15 protein-coding genes are annotated in these 18,964 nt (G+C 70.2%); 2 read left to right on the top strand and 13 right to left on the bottom strand.

The genetic code is table 11. The features are described 5' to 3' along the window. Nucleotides 1-8: 8 nt before the first annotated feature. The 3 genes from ACOOHF_RS16845 to ACOOHF_RS16835 form a co-directional block, all read right to left on the bottom strand. Nucleotides 9-2,471 carry a DUF1592 domain-containing protein gene (locus tag ACOOHF_RS16845; RefSeq protein WP_420462584.1) on the bottom strand — a complete coding sequence of 821 codons (2,463 nt, stop codon included), beginning with the start codon at nt 2,469-2,471 and terminating at the stop codon, nt 9-11. A gap of 85 nt (nt 2,472-2,556) precedes the next feature. Beyond that, nucleotides 2,557-3,642, bottom strand: a complete 1,086-nt coding sequence (locus tag ACOOHF_RS16840; RefSeq protein ID WP_420462583.1) for a hypothetical protein — start codon at nt 3,640-3,642, stop codon at nt 2,557-2,559. Then, nucleotides 3,639-4,466: a hypothetical protein gene (locus ACOOHF_RS16835; protein ID WP_420462582.1), complete on the bottom strand. Its 828-nt coding sequence runs from the start codon at nt 4,464-4,466 to the stop codon at nt 3,639-3,641. Before ACOOHF_RS16835 ends, ACOOHF_RS16840 begins: the two co-directional genes overlap by 4 nt. Before the next feature lie 112 nt (nt 4,467-4,578). On the opposite strand from ACOOHF_RS16835, the gene ACOOHF_RS16830 reads away from it, so the two are divergent. Then, nucleotides 4,579-5,997, top strand: a complete 1,419-nt coding sequence (locus ACOOHF_RS16830; protein ID WP_420462397.1) for a transposase — start codon at nt 4,579-4,581, stop codon at nt 5,995-5,997. On the opposite strand, the gene ACOOHF_RS16825 is transcribed toward ACOOHF_RS16830, so the two are convergent. The 6 genes from ACOOHF_RS16825 to ACOOHF_RS16800 form a co-directional block, all read right to left on the bottom strand. After that, nucleotides 5,896-6,891, bottom strand: a complete 996-nt coding sequence (locus tag ACOOHF_RS16825; RefSeq protein WP_420462581.1) for an ATP-binding protein — start codon at nt 6,889-6,891, stop codon at nt 5,896-5,898. The two genes, ACOOHF_RS16830 and ACOOHF_RS16825, sit on opposite strands and share 102 nt — an antisense overlap. 163 nt (nt 6,892-7,054) lie before the next feature. Continuing rightward, nucleotides 7,055-8,194 carry a phospholipase D-like domain-containing protein gene (locus tag ACOOHF_RS16820; protein WP_420462580.1) on the bottom strand — a complete coding sequence of 380 codons (1,140 nt, stop codon included), beginning with the start codon at nt 8,192-8,194 and terminating at the stop codon, nt 7,055-7,057. Between the two features lie 29 nt (nt 8,195-8,223). Beyond that, nucleotides 8,224-9,300: a lysylphosphatidylglycerol synthase transmembrane domain-containing protein gene (locus ACOOHF_RS16815; protein WP_420462579.1), complete on the bottom strand. Its 1,077-nt coding sequence runs from the start codon at nt 9,298-9,300 to the stop codon at nt 8,224-8,226. Nucleotides 9,301-9,475: 175 nt separating this feature from the next. Beyond that, nucleotides 9,476-10,396 carry a creatininase family protein gene (locus tag ACOOHF_RS16810; RefSeq protein ID WP_420462578.1) on the bottom strand — a complete coding sequence of 307 codons (921 nt, stop codon included), beginning with the start codon at nt 10,394-10,396 and terminating at the stop codon, nt 9,476-9,478. A 185-nt stretch (nt 10,397-10,581) separates the two neighbouring features. Beyond that, nucleotides 10,582-11,490 (bottom strand): SDR family NAD(P)-dependent oxidoreductase, encoded by a 909-nt coding sequence (locus ACOOHF_RS16805; protein WP_419933590.1) that lies wholly within the window; start codon nt 11,488-11,490, stop codon nt 10,582-10,584. Between the two features lie 40 nt (nt 11,491-11,530). After that, nucleotides 11,531-12,850: an aspartate aminotransferase family protein gene (locus ACOOHF_RS16800; RefSeq protein ID WP_420462577.1), complete on the bottom strand. Its 1,320-nt coding sequence runs from the start codon at nt 12,848-12,850 to the stop codon at nt 11,531-11,533. Nucleotides 12,851-13,149: 299 nt separating this feature from the next. On the opposite strand from ACOOHF_RS16800, the gene ACOOHF_RS16795 reads away from it, so the two are divergent. Next, nucleotides 13,150-15,492 (top strand): Ig-like domain-containing protein, encoded by a 2,343-nt coding sequence (locus ACOOHF_RS16795; protein ID WP_420462576.1) that lies wholly within the window; start codon nt 13,150-13,152, stop codon nt 15,490-15,492. 5 nt (nt 15,493-15,497) lie between these two features. On the opposite strand, the gene ACOOHF_RS16790 is transcribed toward ACOOHF_RS16795, so the two are convergent. Genes ACOOHF_RS16790 through ACOOHF_RS16775 form a run of 4 tightly spaced genes read right to left on the bottom strand, consistent with a single transcriptional unit; the run spans nt 15,498 to nt 18,939 of the window. Continuing rightward, nucleotides 15,498-16,385, bottom strand: coding sequence for a 3-hydroxyacyl-CoA dehydrogenase family protein (locus ACOOHF_RS16790; protein ID WP_420462575.1), 888 nt, complete (start codon nt 16,383-16,385; stop codon nt 15,498-15,500). Nucleotide 16,386: 1 nt separating this feature from the next. Beyond that, the gene (locus ACOOHF_RS16785; RefSeq protein WP_419933587.1) at nt 16,387-16,896 is read right to left on the bottom strand and encodes a GNAT family N-acetyltransferase; all 510 of its coding nucleotides are present in this window, start codon (nt 16,894-16,896) and stop codon (nt 16,387-16,389) included. Beyond that, the gene (locus tag ACOOHF_RS16780) at nt 16,889-17,716 is read right to left on the bottom strand and encodes an enoyl-CoA hydratase/isomerase family protein (protein WP_419933586.1); all 828 of its coding nucleotides are present in this window, start codon (nt 17,714-17,716) and stop codon (nt 16,889-16,891) included. Before ACOOHF_RS16780 ends, ACOOHF_RS16785 begins: the two co-directional genes overlap by 8 nt. Beyond that, on the bottom strand, nt 17,713-18,939 hold the full coding sequence (locus ACOOHF_RS16775; protein ID WP_420462574.1) for a thiolase family protein: 1,227 nt from the start codon (nt 18,937-18,939) through the stop codon (nt 17,713-17,715). Before ACOOHF_RS16775 ends, ACOOHF_RS16780 begins: the two co-directional genes overlap by 4 nt. Nucleotides 18,940-18,964: the final 25 nt, after the last annotated feature.

The following is an 18,964-nucleotide window of genomic DNA, read 5'->3' as shown; positions in this document are numbered from 1 at the left end:
CGACTCCCCTAGTTCCCGTTGCCGGGGTCCGGTTGTTCGATCCCCTGCTCGACGACGGCCCCGCTCCGGCTCATGAGGAACGCCGGGCTCTGCGCCACGCCGAGGATGAAGGCGGACATGCGATAGCCGTCGGCCTCCGCGCGCCGCGTGATCTGACGTATGGTCGGCATGTCGAAGTACTCGACTCTGCGGCCGAGGGCGTAGGCCATGAGATTCTCGGTGAACGTTCTCGCCAGCGACTCGCGCCGGGAGAGGAGGGCGGTCCGCAGATCCGCGGGGCTCGACAGCGGCGTCCCGTCGTACAGTTCGCCGCTGGGATCGATGGCGCGCCCGCTGTCGTTGATCCGGTGGGCGCCCGTCACGTCGAAGTTCTCGAGCGCGAGCCCGAGCGGATCGATGACGCGGTGGCACGACCGGCAGGCCGGACTCGCGCGGTGCATCTCGAGCCGCTCGCGCACCGTCAGGAAGCGGCCCTCCTCCGCCTCCTCGATCGCCTCGAGATCCGGCACGTCCGGCGGCGGCGGGGGCGGCGGCGTTCCGAGCAGCACCTCCATGACCCACTTGCCGCGCAGCACGGGCGAGGTGCGGTTCGCGTGCGAGGTCGAGGTCAGGATGCTCCCGTGCCCCAGCACGCCGCGGCGGCTCTCACCGGGATAGGCGACCTTCCGGAAGTGCGTCCCGGCCACCCCGGGAATCCCGTAGTGCCGCGCGAGCCGCTCGTTCACGAACGTGTAGTCCGCCGTCAGGAGCTCGAACAGGCTGCGGTCCTCGCGCACGAGGTGCTCGAACAGCAGTTCCGTCTCGCGCCGCATGTCGTCGGCGAGCTGCTCGTAGAAGTCGGGGAAGCGCAGCGCGTCCGGGTGCACGTTGTCGAGGTCCTGGAGGCGCAGCCACTGCGCGGCGAAGCGCGACGCCAGCCCCTCGGCGTCCGGGTGCGCGAGCATCCGCCGCACCTGCGTCTCGACCCCCGCCTCGTCGGACAGCCCGCCCGTCCGCGCGGCCTCGACCAGCCCGTCGTCGGGCGGCATCCCCCACAGGAAGAACGAGAGTCGCGAGGCGAGGTCGATCGGCGCGATCCGGTACAGACCGTCGGCCGCGTCCCCCGGCTTTCCCGCGGGCGGTTCCTCGAAGCGGAAGATGAAGTCCGGGCTGGCGAGGATGCCCTGGAGCGCCGTGCGCACCCCGACCTCGAAGCCCCCGTCGCCGGTCCCCGCTTCGTACAGAGCCATGAGCGGATCGATGTCACCGGCGCCGACGGGCCTGCGGTACGCCTGGCGCGCGAGCCTCTCCACGATCTCGCGGGCGCAGCGCGCTTCCGCCTCGGGGTCGCCCGCTTCGGGCCGGCAGGTGAGGATCCGGGCGCGGGTCGGGGTGTCGGAGATCCCGGTGACGCCGAACGGGCCGCGCACCGTGAGGTCGCGCAGGTGGGCGACGACCGTGATCCCGTGCGAGTAGCCGATCTTCTTGTCCGCGAGGCTCCATTCGTGCGGCGACACGAGGTCTTCGATCGGCCCGTCGAAGCGCTTAATGAAGGCGGCCGCCACCCGGTGCGGGCCCGCCGTCACGTGGATCGGCTCCGTCTCGACCTGAACCCCGTTCGGGTCCTGGCGGTGCATCCAGCGGTCGATGTCGATCAGGGCCATGCGCTCGCCGTCGATCGAGAGTTCGACCTGCTCATCGAACGGCGTCGTCTGCCCGAAGAAGTTCCCGGTGGACTCGTGCTGGAAGGCGAGGCGGAAGATGTACTCGCCGTCCGCCACGAAGTTGTGCACGACCGCGATCCCGCCCCGCGTGCCGATCGGCGTCCCCGGGACGTGCTGCCGCTGCTCGGCGTAGCGCGACACCTCGTACTCGGTCTCGCTCGGCGTCAGGGAGAGGTCGCCGAGCGCCACCCGGCTGATCTCGCCCGCCGCGGTCAGGTACCCCTCGAGGAGCGTCGCGGAGAGGTTCTGCACGTCCGCGATGTTGTCGAAGCCCGCGCTGATCGTCTCGTTCGGGAGGTACGCGGAGGCGTCGACCTCGAGTCCAAGCAGGGCGCGGATCGAGCGCTCGTACTCCACCCGGTTCAGACGCTGGAAGGAGCGGGCGCCGGGGTCCGGGCGGTCGGCGGCCGCGGCGTCGACCCGCGCCTCGAGCGTCAGCGCGAGTTCGAGCAGGTCCTCCGCCGCCGGGCGCCGGATCCCGGGCGGCGGCATCATCCCGGCCCGCAGCTTGCGGATCATCTTCTCCGCCGTCTCCGCCTCGAGGTGGGCCGCTTCCACCACGAACCGTTCGAGGGAGAGGTTGCCGAGCAGCCGCCTGTCGTTGTGACAGTTCGTACAGACCTGGCTCACGATCGTCTGCGGGATCGTGTCCGGGACGAGCCCGTGCGCGTGCGCCGCCGGCGGGGAGAAGCGCGACCACCCCGCGGGAAGGGCGGCGATCAGCCCCCAAAGCGCGATGCAGAACAGCGCAACCAGGAGTTTCTTCATGTGAATCGCCCGTCCTCGGGGCCGAAACGCAAATCAACCTCCCAATATAGGACGGTTGACCTGATCCCGCCCTACCGATCCCGCCCTACGTGGGCCGTTTGCGCAGTTGGTACATCCCGAGCGTGAGCAGGGGGAGGACGAAGATGAAGAGGAAGGCCCAGCTCAGGGCGCCGAAGCCCGTGGCGATGAGGTCGATGATCCCGAATCTGGAGAGGGCGGAGGCGAGGAGCAGGAGGACGACGGCCACCGCCGGTCGCACCGCCGCCGGCATGTGGGCCTTCCGCGCCGCGAACGCGCCGTCGATCCGTTCGTTGAAGGCGTGGATCAAGCCGGTCCCCGACTCGATGAGGGTGCCGAAGAGTACGACCTGAAACGCGATCTGGAACCCTCTTGAGCCGAGCAGTTCGAGTAGATGGTTGGCCGGCACGGGGCGGTCCAGGATCCCCGGGTACTGCCCACTCATCGCCACGAAAAAGAGGATGGCGGGGATCATCGCGATCGGCCCCGTGAGCGCGCCCGCCCACAGCGCCTCCCTTCGCCGCCGGATGTGTCGTGTGGCGAAGAGCATCGCCGGCACGAGCGAGAGCTGCAGCACCCCGTACCGGAATCCCGACAGCGCCCAGCCCTCGCGGACTTCACCCGACGCCAGCGCGGCCCCGATGCTGCCCCCGAAACGGCTGATCGACCAGGCGAAGAAGAAGATGTAGACACCATACAGGAGGAACGACCAGCCCGAGAAGAACCGCTCGATCGTTCCCGTCCCCTTGAAGACGAGGAAGCCGATGGCGAGGAGGAGTCCGACGACCCCCACCCAGTACGGCAGGCCGAACGTCTCGAGGAGGAAACTCCCTGCGGCCGATCCGATCACGGCCAGGATGAGGAGGACGGCGCACAGGAAGCCGATTTCGTACACGAACCAGCCGCGCCCGAGCAGCCGCTGGAAGAACGTCCGGTAGTCGTACGTCCCGAAGGCGCGGACGAACTCGAACGAAGCCATCGAGGTGAGGCTCACCAGAAGCATCGATGGGAGCAGCATGCCGAGCAGGCCTCCGAGGGGCCCGAAGCGGAGGAAGAACTCGACGAGTTCGCGCCCCGTCCCGTACCCGCCCGCGATGATGATGGACTGAAAGACGAACCCCGGCAGCAGATACCGTCGAAACCAGGAAGTCATCGCAGGGGCTCACGGCGATACTCGATCAGCGCCGACCGGCCGACGATCTCGAGTACCCGGATCCAACGCTCGCTCCCGTCGGCGTCCTCCAGGTGAAGTTCAGTGTCTGGCCGAATGTACACCGGCCGCTGCAGTTCCCCAGTGACCTCTCCAGTGACCTCTCCATTGACAACGATATTCTCCGCCCGGATGCGTGCCGCGCCGAGAGCCGTGTCGAACGGCGCGACGAACGCGGACGAAGAGCCGCTGCCGGTGATGGTCAGGCGCCCCGCCAGGCCCGGAATGTCGCCGGAACCCTGCGGGAAGATGACACCGCCGCCTCCCGAGAGCCGGGCGAGGTCGACGGCGATCGCCCGCTCCGCCGGGAGCCATTCGCGCTCCAGCCGTGCCTCGAAGCCGGGAGCGGCCACGAACAATGTCAGTGGCAGCGTCAGTGGCAGCTCGGTCAGCGACCGTCCAGGTCGAGGATCGCCTCGCCCCGCGCGTCGGTCCTCGCAGACTTCCACCTCACATTCGACGGAGACGTCCAGGCGCCCTCCCGAGAGTACTTGAACGACGCCGGCCCCATCACGCAGGGCCGCGGCCCGGACCATCCGCCACGGCAGGAGTTCGCCATCGGCCCATCGCTGGCGCTCATCGCCGCCGTACACGACGACGGGATCGCTGGCGGGCGGCTCCGGGAGGTGGTCTCGCACGCGCCGGACGGTGCGCAACATGTCCGGTGAGGGCGCACCCGCGGCCCTCGCCTCGAGCAGGGTTCGTCCCCTCGCGTTCTCGATCACCAGATCCGCCTCGACGCCGTTCCGGTCCCGATAGAAGGTCAAGCCCCGCTGTCCCAGACCTAGCAGTCCGTGGTAAAAGTCGGGATGTTCCGCGCCGGCATTGATGGTTAGATTGTGGCCGGGACAGGAGTGGCCAGTCAGTCGGAGGTGGGCGATGGCGATGGGGCGGCGGAGGGGCGGGCGGCAGAAGGCGCTGTTCGTGGCTGCGGCGGGGATCCGGGCTCCGGGGCACCCGTTCTACCGGGCGCTGGACGGGATGCTGGCGGAGGCGGGCTTCGACGGGTTGTGCGAGGAGACGTGCGCGGCGTACTACGCGGAGCGGCTGGGCCGTCCGAGCGTGGCGCCGGGGGTGTACTTCCGGATGCTTGTGGTGGGGTATCTGGAGGGGATCGGATCTGAGCGGGGGATCGCGTGGCGGTGCGCGGAGTCTCTGTCGCTGCGGGAGTTCCTTGGCTACGAGCTGGACGAGAACCCGCCGGACCACTCGACGGTGTCGCGGACGCGGCGGCGCCTGTCGGCGGAGGCGCACGAGGCAGTGTTCGCCCGGGTGCTGGAGCTCCTGGAGGAGAGCGGGCTGTTGAGCGGCAAGACGCTGGGGATCGACTCGACGACGCTGGAGGGGAACGCGGCGATGCGGTCGATCGTGCGGCGGGACACGGGGGAGGGATACCAGCTGTTCCTGGAGGGTCTGGCGGAGGCGTCGGGGATCGAGACGCCGACGAGGGCGGACCTGGCGAAGCTGGACCGGAAGCGGCCGAGGAAGGGGAGCAACGAGGACTGGGAGCACCCGCACGACCCGGACGCGCGGATCACGAAGATGAAGGACGGGCGGACGCGCATGGGCCATAAGCTGGAGCATGCGGTGGACATGAGCTCGGGGGCGGTGTGCGGGCTGACGGTGCAGCCGACGACGGGTGGCGACTGCGCCTCGCTGCCGAAGACGCTGGGGGAGGCGCGCGGGCAGCTGGAGCGGGTGGGGGCGGAGGTTCGGGAGCTGGTGTGCGACAAGGGCTACCACTCGAACGCGACGATGAAGCGCCTGGCGGGGCTCGGAGTGCGGAGCTACGTGAGCGAGCCGAACCGGGGTCGTCGGAGCTGGAAGCGGGACCGGGCCGCGCAGAAGCCCACCTACGCCAACCGGCGCCGGATCCGAGGCGCTCGTGGCAAGCGCCTGCTGAGGGCGCGGGGCGAGAAGCTGGAGCGCGCCTTCGCCCACATGCTCACCACCGGCGGCATGCGCCGGACGCACCTGCGCGGGCACGAGAACATCCGCAAGCGGATGCTGGTGCACGCGACCGGGTTCAACCTCGGGCTCCTGATGCGGCACCGGTACGGCTACGGCACGCCGAGGAGTCTTCAGGGCAGACGTGCGTCCACGCTTCAAACGGGAGGCCTCCGGGTCGCTTTTTCGGCCCTTTTCCGGCCGAAATCGCGCGTTTTCGGCCACCCGGGACCCGTCGAGGCCCGGATATCACTCCGACGACGCCCCGGCCGCGTCGGCGCAACAGTCCGCCGACACTTTGCCGAGGTCATATTCCGTGGCCCGCAGCGCGCTTTTGCCACGGCCTGCTAGATTGGCCCGGTTCTTCAACGCTTCCGAGACTACCCAGGTCTCGAAGATGGGGCCGCGCAGCGGATGGGAACGAAGCTGGCGCAGTTCGTGGATGCCGAGGAGCCAGCAGACCAGGCCGGTGTCGCAGAAGTAGAGCTTCGGCGCTTTCACGAGACGCTTGCGGATGTTGCCGTGGAACGCGGGCAGACGAAAGACGATGAAGCTCGTCTCGAGGACGTCCACCCACCGCCTGGCCGTCGGTTGGGTTATGCCGCAGTCGTTGGCAAGCGATGAGTAGTTGAGGAGTTGACCGGTGCGGCGCGCGCACGATCCAAGGAATCGCTGAAACGTCGTGAGGTCGCCGACGTTCAAGATCGTTCGAACGTCGCGTGCCAGATACGTACCGATGTACTCGCGGAGGAAGGCAGTCGGATCGAGTGTCTGATCGAGGATTCGCGGATAGCCCCCGGTGAAGAGCGCTTCATCGAGACTGGCGGGGGGATGGGCGAAGCGTCGGATTTCTCCCCATGTCAGCGGCAGCAGTTCGTAAAGTGCGGTGCGTCCGGCCAGCGATTGGCCGATGGACTCCAGGAGGAGCAGGTCTTGGGAGCCGGCGAGGATCCAGCGGCCGGGCGCCGGGTCGTCGTCAACGATGCCCTGCAGACAGGACAGCAGGTCCGGCGCGCGTTGGATCTCGTCAATGACCGCGCCCTCCGGGAGTTCGCCGAGGAAGCTGCGTGGATCGTTGAGCGCGAAAGTCCTTGCGTCCGGCCCTGCGAGCGTCCGGTAGGCATGCCCGGGGAACAGCGTCCGGCAAAGCGTCGTCTTCCCACTTTGCCTCGGCCCCGTGAGCGTCACGACGGGCATGGTCGCCGCGGCCCGTCTGAGCAACGGTGCGAGATCTCGAGCGATCATGGGTGAGTCAGCGCCCCTGTGTCGGCCTATGCCAATTGAAAATCTGATTTTGAATTGGCATAACGCCATACAGGGAGGTCACACAACAACCACGGGCAGGAACCACACTCGCGTTCGCTCGGGTTGCCCCTCGAGTTACCCCTCGAGTTGCCGGGCGGAGCGGCTATCCCGGGCCCGGCTTTGCGAGTCCGTCGCGCCATGTCGCGAGCGGAATTGGACTCGGACGTCGCTCGCGTACCGAGGAGGCCAGCAACTCCAGCACACGCATCGAGATGCCGCCCAGGCGCTCGCGCCACCGCTGGCGGCGCTCCTCCGCCGGCTCGCGGCAGCGTGCGAGATCGGGATCGAGTATGCGCTCTCCGATCTCGCGGACGAGACCGGGCGCGCTTGTGATGAGCACGACCTCCGGCTGCATGCGAAAGCTCACGTAGTCGAAGTTCGCCGAGCCGAGGACGACCGAGTCGTCGATCCGCATCACCTTCGCGTGCGTCATGGGCCCGGGAAGCATGAGAACCTCGAAGCCTTCGCGTCGCGAGGCGTCGAGCGTGCCCCATTTCATCACGGCCCGGTTGTGCGCCTCCGGCATCATCACCGTGACGTGCACGCCGCGGCGGTGTGCTCGGCCGAGGGCGCTCCAGAACGGCTCGCTGATGTACGGGCACTGGACGACGATCCGGTGCGTCGCCCGGTCGAGTGCGCGGGAGACGGCGTCGCGCAGCCCGGCGTTGCCCCGGCCGTCTCCGACCACGATCTCATCGCCGTCGATCTCGGCCGCCGCCGCCTGGTCGTTTCCCCGCCACGTGTGCTCGAAGTCCTCGCGCAGGAACGCGGCGATCCCCGGGCTTTCGATGCGGATCATGAAGTCGTGCCAGGCGAAGTTGTGGTCGCTGAAGTTGATGCCGCCCAGGTAGGCGATCCGGTCGTCGATGGCGATGAGCTTCTTGTGGTTGCGGGCGATGAGTCGGTGAAACCGCCGGCCCACCGGCCAGGTGAACCTCACGGGCACCCTGCCGCGCTCCAGCCGGTCGCACATCTCGCCGGTGGCCGCGACCTCGCGCTGGAGGACCGCGTCGCGCCGCGCCGCCGGCAGACCGATGAAGCGGTCGTTGATCAGGTACTTCGTCACGGCGTCCACGACGATGCGCTTTCGGGGCGCCGCGCAGGCCAGCAGGGCCTCCGCCAGGCCCAGCCCGGCCGCGTCGCCCTCGAACGAGAGCGTCTGTACGTAGACATAGTCACGCGCCGTGCGGATGTCGCGTTCGAGGTGCTCCCAGAACTCGGCGCCGCCGAGGCACAATCTCATCGAACGAGACGTCGGCTCGCCCGTCCCGTTCACGCAGCCGCGCCTTTCTCGTCCGTCCGCACGTCATGGACGTGTCGTCGTGCCTCGACGAGCAGCACGAACGCTCCCAGGATCGTCCCGATAAACGTCGTGAGCAGCCGCCAGCCGACCACCCACAGCACCGTCACCTCGGCGAGCAGCACCCGATTCATCAGGAGCCCCGTCGAGGTCTCGGCGATGCCGGAGGCACCCGGCGTCGGCGAGAAGTACAGGACGATGTGCTGAAGAAGCTGAAGTCCGATGAAGGAGAGGTCGACCGGCCCCTGGAGCGCCGCCGCGAGGACGTAGCCCATGAGATACTTGTTGAGGAAGAGCAGGGCGGTCGCGGCGCACACCCAGACGAGCGTCACTTTCCCGCGCGACGCGACCGCCCGGATCCCGGAGCCCAGCCGCTCGACCTCACGGCTCAGCAGACGTCGGCCCGCCGCCGCCCAGCGCCGGACCCGCGTCCCCCGTCTCGATACCGCGCCGAGGGAGCGTCGAAGCAGCCGAACCGTACCCCGCTGCGCGGCGACGGCCGAAATGAGCAGACCCGCCAGCGCCGTGATGGCGGCCACCGTGATAACGAGCGCGACCAGCACGCCTCGGGACAACGCCTCGCGCGGCACGAACGCCAGAGCGGCGAGACCGCCGAGTGCGAAGAAGAGGAGCGTGGCGACGAACGTCAGGATCGAGGCGAGAATCGCTTCCGACAACCGCGCCCCACGCCTGCACAGGACGTAAAGCTGCGCGGCACCGCCGCCCGTCTGCGCCGGCGTGATCGCGCCCAGCAGCATGTTCGCCCAATTCGCTCGCATACAGTGCCAAAGCGAGACGCGCGAAAAGACACTTCCGTCGAGAAGCAGTCGATACCGGAGGCCGCCGAGCGTGAAGTCGAGTGCCAGCAGCGCCAGCAAGGCGATGGCGAACACCGGCGTGATGCGGGCGAGGATGCTGCCGAGCTCCAACGGAGGGCGCCATCGGATGAGCGCCGCGATTCCCAACATGGTGAGGCCGCCAAACGCGAGCGCGCCGATGATCAGCTTGCCTCGCGCAGGGATGGGGGAACTCGGCTGGGGACTCGCCACTCGTCCTTCTTTTCCTGGTACCGGGGTATTCGCGCGCACAACCTGTCGGCGGGGGCTCGGAAGGGCCCATTACGCCTTGCGGGGGGCGGCGAGATTCAACGAGCCCGCGATCCCGCGCGGATCGTGAGCCGATCGAGTGAGGCGCCCGAGCAGCGGCGACCGTGGCCGCTCGCCCTTACATGCCCGTGTCGGCGATCGACTCGCGGATCTTCTCGACGGTGAGGGCGGTCCGGTAGGCCTGGAGCGTGCGGCCGATCTCGATCGTCTCCTCCTTCGGGGCGATCGGGACGCCGTTGATCTTCGCCAGCCCCGCCTTCACGCGCTGCTCGTAGCGGACGACGGTGGGGTCGACGACCATCATCAGGCTCGTGATCCCGAAGCTGTCGTGGATCCCGTCGTTCTCCGTCTCCACGATCCCGAGTTCGGACTCGAGGAAGTCGCCGCCGCCGTAGCGGTAGTACTCGGGGATGTGGTGGGCGTGGGCGTCGTCCCAGCGTTGGTTGAGGCGGGCGGCGACGTTCGCCATCCCCTGCACGTTTCCGCCGCTGTCGCCGATGAAGATGATGTGCTCGAAGCCGTGGGCGCGGAGGCTGGAGGCGACGTCATCGAGCACGGCCTCGAACGTCTCCTGGCGGAGCGAGATCGTGCCGGGGTAGCGCATGTGGCTGGACGGTTCGTCGATGTCCCCCTCGGGGACGAGCTTCATGATCGGCGTGCAGAGCGCCTTGCCCAGCTCCCGGGCGATCGACTCGCACGTCCCCTGGAGGACGTAGTTGTGCTTGCCGGTGGCGACGTAGGGCCCGTTCTGCTCGATCCCGCCCGTGGGGACGATCGCGATGTTGTAGCCGTCGGCCATCATGTCGCGGACTTCCATCCACGTGAGTTCCTCGATCCAGATCGAGTCGAACATCTCGATCGGCCGTTCCGTGACCAGCTCGGCATCGATGCGGGCTTCGTACTCGGCCATTGCCCGGGCGCGCTCTTCCGGCGTCATCTCCTGGTTCTGGGCCAGGGTTCCGGCGGGGAGGGCGAGGGAGATCACCGCGACGGTGAGAAACGCGGTCAACGTGGTCAATACAGGGCGGGCGTCCTTCATCGTCCTCCTCCTGTTTCTTTTCGCCGGACCACCAGCCAGCGACTTTGAAGGGCAGGGGTCGGCGCATGAGCGGCCGTCCGTACGCGCCGCCAGAGAGCGAATCTCCGCCCGACGGAAGCACGCGAGCAAGGGGTTGAGAGAACTGTGCGAGTACAGGGCGACGGAAATGCGGGGCCGTCGGGCGGCTAGCCGCCGAGGATGAGATCGAAGGCGTCGAGGGGGTCGACCAGCTTTTCGGCCAGCGCCTCGGCGAGCGCGGAGGGCGTCAGGTCGCGGTCCGAGCTGGCCTCGAAGGCGATGCGGGGGAGCTCCAGCACGCGGACGCGCCGGCCGGAGACGTGGAACACCTGGTTCCGGGCGGGGCAGTCGGTCTCCGCGAGCCACGCGACGAGATTGGCGATGTGCTCGGGCCCGAACGGGTCGTACCCCGTCTCGTCGGGTCCGCCCAGCTGATCGGCGCCGGTCATGCCCGCCACCATGCGCGTGCGCGCCGAGGGCGAGATCACGTTGGAGCGCACGCCGTAGGGGAACCCCTCGATGGAGAGGACCCTCGAGAGGCCGACGACCCCCATCTTCGCGGCGCCGTAGTTGGCCTGGCCGAAGTTGCCGCACAGGCCGGAGGAGGAGGTCGTGTGGATGACGGAGGCCCGGCGCGGCCGGCCCGCCTTCGCCTCGGCACGCCACCAGGTGAGCGCGTGCCGGCTGGGCGCCGCGTGCCCCTTGAGGTGGACGGCGACGACCGCGTCCCATTCCCGCTCGGACATGTTGAAGAGCGCGCGGTCGCGGAGAATCCCGGCGTTGTTCACGAGGATATCGAGCCCGCCGAAGGCGTTGACCGCGTGCGCGATCAGATCGCGGGCCTCGTCCCAGTGCGAGACGTCGTGCCCGCTGGGGACGGCTTCGCCGCCGGCCGCCCGGATCTCCTGGCACACGGCCTCGGCGGGTCCGCCATGCGCGCCCTCGCCCGCGATGTTCACGCCGAGGTCGTTCACCACGACGCGCGCGCCGCCCGCCGCGAGGGCGAGCGCGTGCGCCCGCCCGATGCCGCGGCCCGCACCTGTGACGACCGCGATGCGCCCCGCCAGGCGGCTCACCGCGCGTCGTCCCGCCGAGTCAGCGAGCGGCCGCGGCCCATCAGCCGTCGATGCGCTGGCAGGCGGCTCCGAACCGGCGGATCCCCTCGTCCAGTTCCTCCTCGGTGATGAGGAGGGAGGGGCCGATCCGGATCACCTGTCCGTTGAGTCCGCCCCGGCCGATCAGGAGGCGCTCCTCGCGCGCGGCTTCGAGCAGGGCTCCGGCCCGGTCACCGTCCGGCGTCTTCCTTGCGCGGTCCGTCACGAGTTCGACGCCCTGCATGAGGCCCAGGCCGCGTACGTCGCCGATCCAGGTGTGCGCGCTTCGCAGCGCCTCGAGGCCGGCCCGCAGTTGCGCCCCGCGTTCCGCGGCGCGGGCCGGGACATCCTCGCGCCTCATCACGCCGAGCGTGGCTCGCATCGCCGCCATCGAGATCGAGTTCCCCCCGTAGGTCGAGATCGACGGGCCCTGCCACGCCTCGGCGATCTCCGGCCGGGTGACGGTCGCTCCGACCGGATAGCCGTTCGCGATCCCCTTGGCCATCACCATGATGTCCGGCTCGACGCCCCAGTGCTCGATCCCGAACCAGTGCTCGCCCGCGCGGCCGAACCCGGCCTGCACCTCGTCGCTGATGAAGAGGCCGCCGTAGCTCCGGATGACCTCGGCCGCCCGCTGGAAGTAGTCCGGCGGCGGCACGATGACGCCCGCCACGCCCTGGATCGTCTCCGCGAAGAAGGCGGCCGGCTTCCCGCCGGTCGTCGTCTCGATCACCTCCACGAGGTCGTCGATGAAGAAGTCCGTCGCCTCCGGACCCCCGCCGACCGGCGACCGGTAGGCGTAGGGGGAGCGGGCGTGGACCACCCCGTCGGTGCCCCCGCCCGGGAGCCGCCAGGCGCCCTGCGCGGTCATGTGGCTGGTCAGCGTGCTGCGCCCGGAGTACGAGAGCCGCAACGCGACGATCTCGTGCCGGCCCGTGTACAGCCGCGCGGTCGCCACCGCGGCCTCCACCGCCTCCGTGCCGCTGTTCGTGAAGCAGGTCGTCCTCAGCGATCCCGGCGTGATCTCCGCGAGCGCGCGCGCGGCCTCGATCTGGCCTTCGGTCACGTAGAGGGCGGAGGTGTGTCCGAGCCGCCCCATCTGGTCGTGCACCGCGTCCAGCACGGCCGGGTTACAGTGGCCGACCGAGGTCGTGAGGATGCCCGCGAACAGGTCCAGGTACTCGTCTCCGTCCACGTCCCGTACCCAAACGCCCTCACCCTCGGAGAGCGCGAGCGGTTCGCTGTAGTAGGGGCGGACCCACGGGAAGAGGTAGTGGGCCTGCGCTGCGGCCAAGGCCTGGGTGCGGGACTCCGCTGCGGTGGTCGTTTGTACGCTGCTCACGGGCACTTTCCTGCCTAACCGGCATTCCGCCGGTGGTTGGAGTGCGTCCCTGCCGGCTGCGGCGGCGCGCGAAGCCGTGGAAGCCGTGATAGTGAGGTTCCCCAAAGCCGCGAGCAAGCAGGCAGGTGACTCAATCGACAACGTGGGCGCGGAACGACCTGAGACCTTCAGTGCCGTGCAGGAAGGACTCTGGACCACGCCGACTCTCCCCGATAGTTCTCTTCACCGTTTCGTGGCCGCTCCGTCCGCCACCGCTAATCCGATGAGACCTGGCCGCAGCCCGGGGGAGAGACCGCGCCGTGTCCCAATCGCCCCAGCAGAGGATGATCTGTTCGCACGAGGCCGACCCTACCAGTTGGCGGCCCCGCGCGGGCGGACGCGGGTCACCCCGGTCGCGCAGCGCCGGGCTGGGACTTGGGCTGGCCCTTCTCTCTGCCTGTGACGGCGGGGAATCCGTCACCGATCCGCCGCCACCTCCGAACCGGCCGCCGGCGGTGGTGTCGGCGATCGAGGCGGTGACGGTGGAGGCGGGCGGGACGTTGGTGGTGGACGCGTCGGGTCACTTCGCCGACCCGGACGGGGACGCGCTCGAGTACGCGGCGTCCTCGTCGGGGCCGGGGGTGGCGACGGCGTCGGCCGCGGGCGCGGAGGTGACGGTGACGGGGGTGTCGCCGGGGACGGCGGAGGTGACGGTGACGGCGCGGGACCCGGGGGGTCTGTCGGCGTCGCAGCCGTTCACGGTGACGGTTCCGAACCGGCCGCCGGCGGTGGTGTCGGCGATCGAGGCGGTGACCGTGGAGGCGGGCGGGACGCTGGTGGTGGACGCGTCGGAACACTTCGCCGACCCGGACGGGGACGCGCTCGAGTACGCGGCTTCCTCGTCGGGGCCGGGGGTGGCGACGGCGTCGGCCGCGGGCGCCGAGGTGACGGTGGCGGGGGTGTCGGCGGGGGCGGCGGAGGTGACGGTGACGGCGCGGGACGCGGGGGGTCTGGCGGCGTCGCAGCCGTTCACGGTGACGGTTCCGAACCGGCCGCCGGCGGTGGTGTCGGCGATCGAGGCGGTGACCGTGGAGGCGGGCGGGACGCTGGTGGTGGACGCGTCGGAACACTTCGCCGACCCGGACGGGGACGCGCTCGAGTACGCGGCATCCTCGTCGGGGCCGGGGGTGGCGACGGCGTCGGCCGCGGGCGCCGAGGTGACGGTGGCGGGGGTGTCGGCGGGGGCGGCGGAGGTGACGGTGACGGCGCGGGACCCGGGGGGTCTGGCGGCGTCGCAGCCGTTCACGGTGACGGTGCCGAACCGGGCGCCGGCGGTGGTGTCGGCGATCGCGGCGGTGACCGTGGAGGCGGGCGGGGCGCTGGTGGTGGACGCGTCGGAACACTTCGCCGACCCGGACGGGGATGCGCTCGAGTACGCGGCATCCTCGTCGGATCCGGGGGTGGCGACGGCGTCGGCTGCGGGCGCGGAGGTGACGGTGACGGGGGTGTCGGCGGGGACGGCGGCGGTGACGGTGACGGCGCGGGACCCGGGGGGTCTGGCGGCGTCGCAGCCGTTCACGGTGACGGTTCCGAACCGGCCGCCGGCGGTGGTGTCGGCGATCGAGGCGGTGACCGTGGAGGCGGGCGGGGCGCTGGTGGTGGATGCGTCGGGTCACTTCGTCGACCCGGATGGGGACGCGCTCGAGTACGCGGCTTCCTCGTCGGGGCCGGGGGTGGCGTCGGCGTCGGTTGCGGGCGCGGAGGTGACGGTGGCGGGGGTGTCGGCGGGGACGGCGGCGGTGACGGTGACGGCGCGGGACCCGGGGGGTCTGGCGGCGTCGCAGTCGTTCACGGTGACGGTGACATCTCCGCCGCCACCACCACCACCACCACCGCCTCCACCGCCGCCGCCGCCACCACCACCACCACCACCGCCGCCACCACCGCCGCCGCCACCGCCACCACCGCCGCCACCACCGCCGCCACCGCCGCCACCGCCACCGCCACCACCGCCGCCGCCACCGCCACCGCCGCCACCGCCACCGCCGCCGCCGCCTCCTCCTCCTCCTCCTCCTCCTCCGGCTGGTACGGCGACCTACCGTGTCGTGTTCTCGGCCACGTGGAGCGCCTCCACCCACCCGAACATGTTCCCTTCCGGCGCGCATTTTTCGTCACTCATCGGCGTCCTCCACAACTCCAGCGCGGAGTTCTGGGCGTTTGGCGAGACTGCCAGCGCGGGGATCGAGCGTATGGCCGAAACGGGCGGCACGAGCACGCTGACGGCGGAAATCAACGCTCGGTTGTCGGGTGGCGCGGTTGCCGTCATTCGCGGCTCGGGCGCGAGTAGCCCCGGAAGCGCCACGATTCAGCAGATCGACATGCAGACGGACTATCCGCTTGTTACGCTGGTGACGATGATTGCCCCCAGCCCGGACTGGTTCGCCGGCGTGTCCGGACTCTCGCTGCTGGACGGGGGCGGAGAGTGGATCGACGAGTTGACCGTGAACCTGTATCCGCTTGACGCGGGGTCGGACAGCGGGCCCTACTACACCTCAGCCAATCAGGACACGCAGCCCAAGGAAGCGATCAGCGGACTTCAGGGGGTGGCCCCCTTCTCCAGTGCTCCGGTAGGCAGCTTTACATTCACCCGTACGGACAGATAGCCGTCCTATTCGTCCTCGCCCCAGCGGTAGAAGCCGCGGCCGCTCTTCTTCCCGAGCCGGCCCTCGGCGACCATGCGTTCGAGCAGGGCGGGGGGCTGGAACACCGGCGACCTCAGTGTCTCGTGCAGATAGCGCGCGATATCGAGCCGCACGTCCAGTCCGACGAGGTCGCCGAGCTTGAGCGGGCCCATGGGGTGGCGGTAGCCGAGCCTCATCGCGGTGTCGATGTCCTCGGGGCTCGCGACGCCCTCCTCGACCATGCGGATCGCCTCGAGTCCGAGTGCGACGCCGAGCCGCGAGGAGGCGAAGCCGGGCGAGTCGGCGATCACGATCGGCGTCTTCCCCATCCGATCGGCGGCCTCGCGGGCGCCGGCGACGGTCTCGTCCGAGGTCTCCGCGCCGCGCACGATCTCGACCAGCGCCATGATGTGGACGGGGTTGAAGAAGTGCATCCCGACCACCCGCTCCGGAGATGGAAGCCCATGCGCGAGGTGGCTGATGGAGAGGGAGGAGGTGTTCGTCGCGAGCACGGCGTGATCGGCCGCAGCCTCCGTGCAGGCGAGGAGAATCTTCCGCTTGAGATCGAGTTGCTCCGGCACGGCCTCGATCACGATGTCGACCTCGTCGGCCGCTTCATTCAGGTATCGGGTGAAGGAAAGCGCGCCGAGGACACGCTCCCGTTCGTCGGGCGTCACCTTCCCGCGCTGGATCCCCTTCCGGAGATTGGCCTCGATCCTGTCGCGCGCCGCGTCGAGCGCCTCCGGCAGGATGTCGAAGAGACGCGTCTCGTAGCCGGCCATGGCCGCGACCTGGGCGATCCCGTGGCCCATGGTCCCGGCCCCGAGGACGGCGAGCGCGGGGCGGAGGGCGGACGCGTCGGCCCGGGAGGCCACCTCAGTCCTCCCAGTTCGTCGTCGGTTCGGGGCGGAGCGAGTATCGGCGCACGACCTCGATCGGCTCGAAGCCGAGGTCGTCGGCGACCGCGTTCGCGATCAGATTGTCGGCCCCCAGGAACAGCCGGACCTCGTCGATATCCCAATCCGACGCCCACTCGAAGGTGGCGTGGAGGAGGCGCCGCAGATAGCCGCGCCGCCGGACTTCCCGCCTCACGAACGGGGTCTGAATGCGGACGTAGCGAGGGGGATCGAACAGGGCTTCGTTCTCCTCGACGAAGCAGGCGATCATGCCGTCGAGGCCGCCTTCTGCCGCCGCCAGCACGAACACGGCGCTCGTGGCCTCCTCGATATGCCGCCGAAACATGCGGCGGCGCATCTCCAGCGCGTCGGTTCGGATCCGCCGGTACGCGGGGTTGAGCGCGTGCACGCGCATGTACTGGGTCCACATCGCGACGAGTTCCTCGATGTCCCCGATTACCGCCTTCCGTACGACGACTCCGTCAGACATGTCTGTCGGCCTCCGCTGGTCTTTCCGCTGGTTTTGCGCCGAAGTCGGGTTTGCGCTTCTCGACGAACGCGCGAACCCCCTCGAGGGCGTCGTCGGACGCGAAGCAGGCCCGCTGCGCGGCGGTCTCGTAGTCGAGCATCTCCTCGAAGCTGGAGGCGAGGGAGCGCCGGATCGCCTCCTTCGCGAGCCGCAGCGGGAGGGCGGGCTTACGCGCCAGACGGCGCGCCCACTCGCGGGCCAGCGGCATGAGTTCGTCGGCGGGCACGACGCGGTTCACGAGGCCCATGCGCTCGGCCTCCGCGGCCGGGACCATGTCCGCGAAGAAGAAGAGTTCCGCGGCGCGTGCGGGGCCGACGAGCCGGGGCACGACGTAGGTGCCGCCCCAGTCGGGGTGGAGCCCGATGCGATTGAAGGTCTGGCCGATCGTCGCCGTCTCGGAGGCGAGCCGGAGATCGCAGGCGAGGGCGAGATTCGCGCCCCCGCCCGCCGCCGGGCCGTTGATGGCGGCGATGACGGGCTTCGGCATGGCCCGGATCGCGGTGGCGACCTCGCGGCCGCCCTCGACGAGCGAGAGGGCCTCTTCGAGGTCCTGTCTCTCGATGAGCCCGGTCATGTACTTCACGTCGGCGCCGGCGCAGAAGGCGCGGCCGGCCCCGGTGATGATGACCGCGCGTACGGCGTCGTCCGCGCCGAGTGCGTCGACGCCGCGGGCGATCTCGGTCCGCATCTCGCCGATGAAGGCGTTCAGCTTCTCCGGCCGGTTGAGCGTGAGCGTGCCGACGCCGTCCGCGATCTCGACCCGCACCTGCGTCTCGCTCACGCCGACCCTCCGTCCCGGCCCCGGTGGACGAGGAGCGCGATCCCCTGCCCGACGCCGATGCACATGGTGACCAACCCGTGCGCCGCATCGCGCCGCCGCATCTCGTGCACGAGCGTCGTGAGGAGCTTCGCGCCCGTGCAGCCCAGCGGGTGGCCGAGCGCGATCGCGCCGCCGTTCACGTTCACCCTCTCCGGGTCGAGCCCGAGTTCGGTGATGCAGGGGAGCGACTGCGCCGCGAACGCCTCGTTGAGTTCGATGAGGTCGAGGTCGTCCACGGTCAGCCCGGCCCGCCGGAGCGCCTTGCGGGTGGCGGGCACGGGACCGATCCCCATCCGGTCCGGGTCCACGCCCGCGATCGCGGAGGCCCCGACCTCGGCCATCGGCTCGAGGCCGAGTTCCTCGGCGGCGGCCCGGCTCGTCATGAGGACGGCGGCCGCGCCGTCGTTGATCCCGGATGCGTTCCCGGCCGTCACGGTTCCGTCGGCGCGAAACGCCGCCCGCAGCCGGGCGAGTTGCTCCGCGGTCGTGCCGGGGCGAGGGTGCTCGTCCTGCGCCACCCGCACGGGGTCGCCCTTCCTCTGCGGGACCTCGATCGGCGCGATCTCGTCGTCGAACCGCCCGGCCTCGATCGCCTCGGCGGCGCGCCGCTGGCTCTCCACCGCGAATGCGTCCTGGTCTCCGCGCCCGACGCCGTGCTCCTCCGCCACGACCTCCGCCGTCTCGGCGAGCGGGATCGTCCAGCGCTCGGGCATGGACGGGTTCGCGAAGCGCCACCCGACGGTCGTGTCCGCGATGCGCGGCGGGACGCGCGAGAAGGCCCGGTCGGTCTTGAGCATCACCCAGGGAGCCCGCGACATGCTCTCGACCCCGCCGGCGATGAACACGTCGCCCTCGCCGGCCCGGATCGCGTTCGCGGCCGTGACGGCGGCCTGCACCCCGGACCCGCACAGGCGGTTCACGGTCTGGCCGCCGACCTCGACCGGAAGGCCGGCCAGCAGCCCGGCCATCCGGGCCACGTTGCGGTTGTCCTCGCCCGCCTGGTTCGTGCACCCGGCGATCACGTCCTCCACGCGGCCGGGCGGCACCCCGGTCCGCTCGACGAGGGCGCGGATCGCGTGCGCCAGGAGGTCGTCGGCCCGGATGGATGACAGCGCCCCGCCCGCACGCCCCACCGGCGTACGGACGGCGTCGATGATGACCGGGGTGCGATCCGCGTCGCTCATCGGGCCTCCGCTCGGATCCGCAGCG

The sequence above is a fragment of the Candidatus Palauibacter sp. genome, assembly GCF_965216145.1.
In the GTDB taxonomy this organism is placed as follows: Bacteria; Gemmatimonadota; Gemmatimonadetes; order Palauibacterales; family Palauibacteraceae; genus Palauibacter.
Note: the sequence above shows the minus strand (reverse complement) of the source record. Positions and strands in the feature narration are given on the sequence as shown.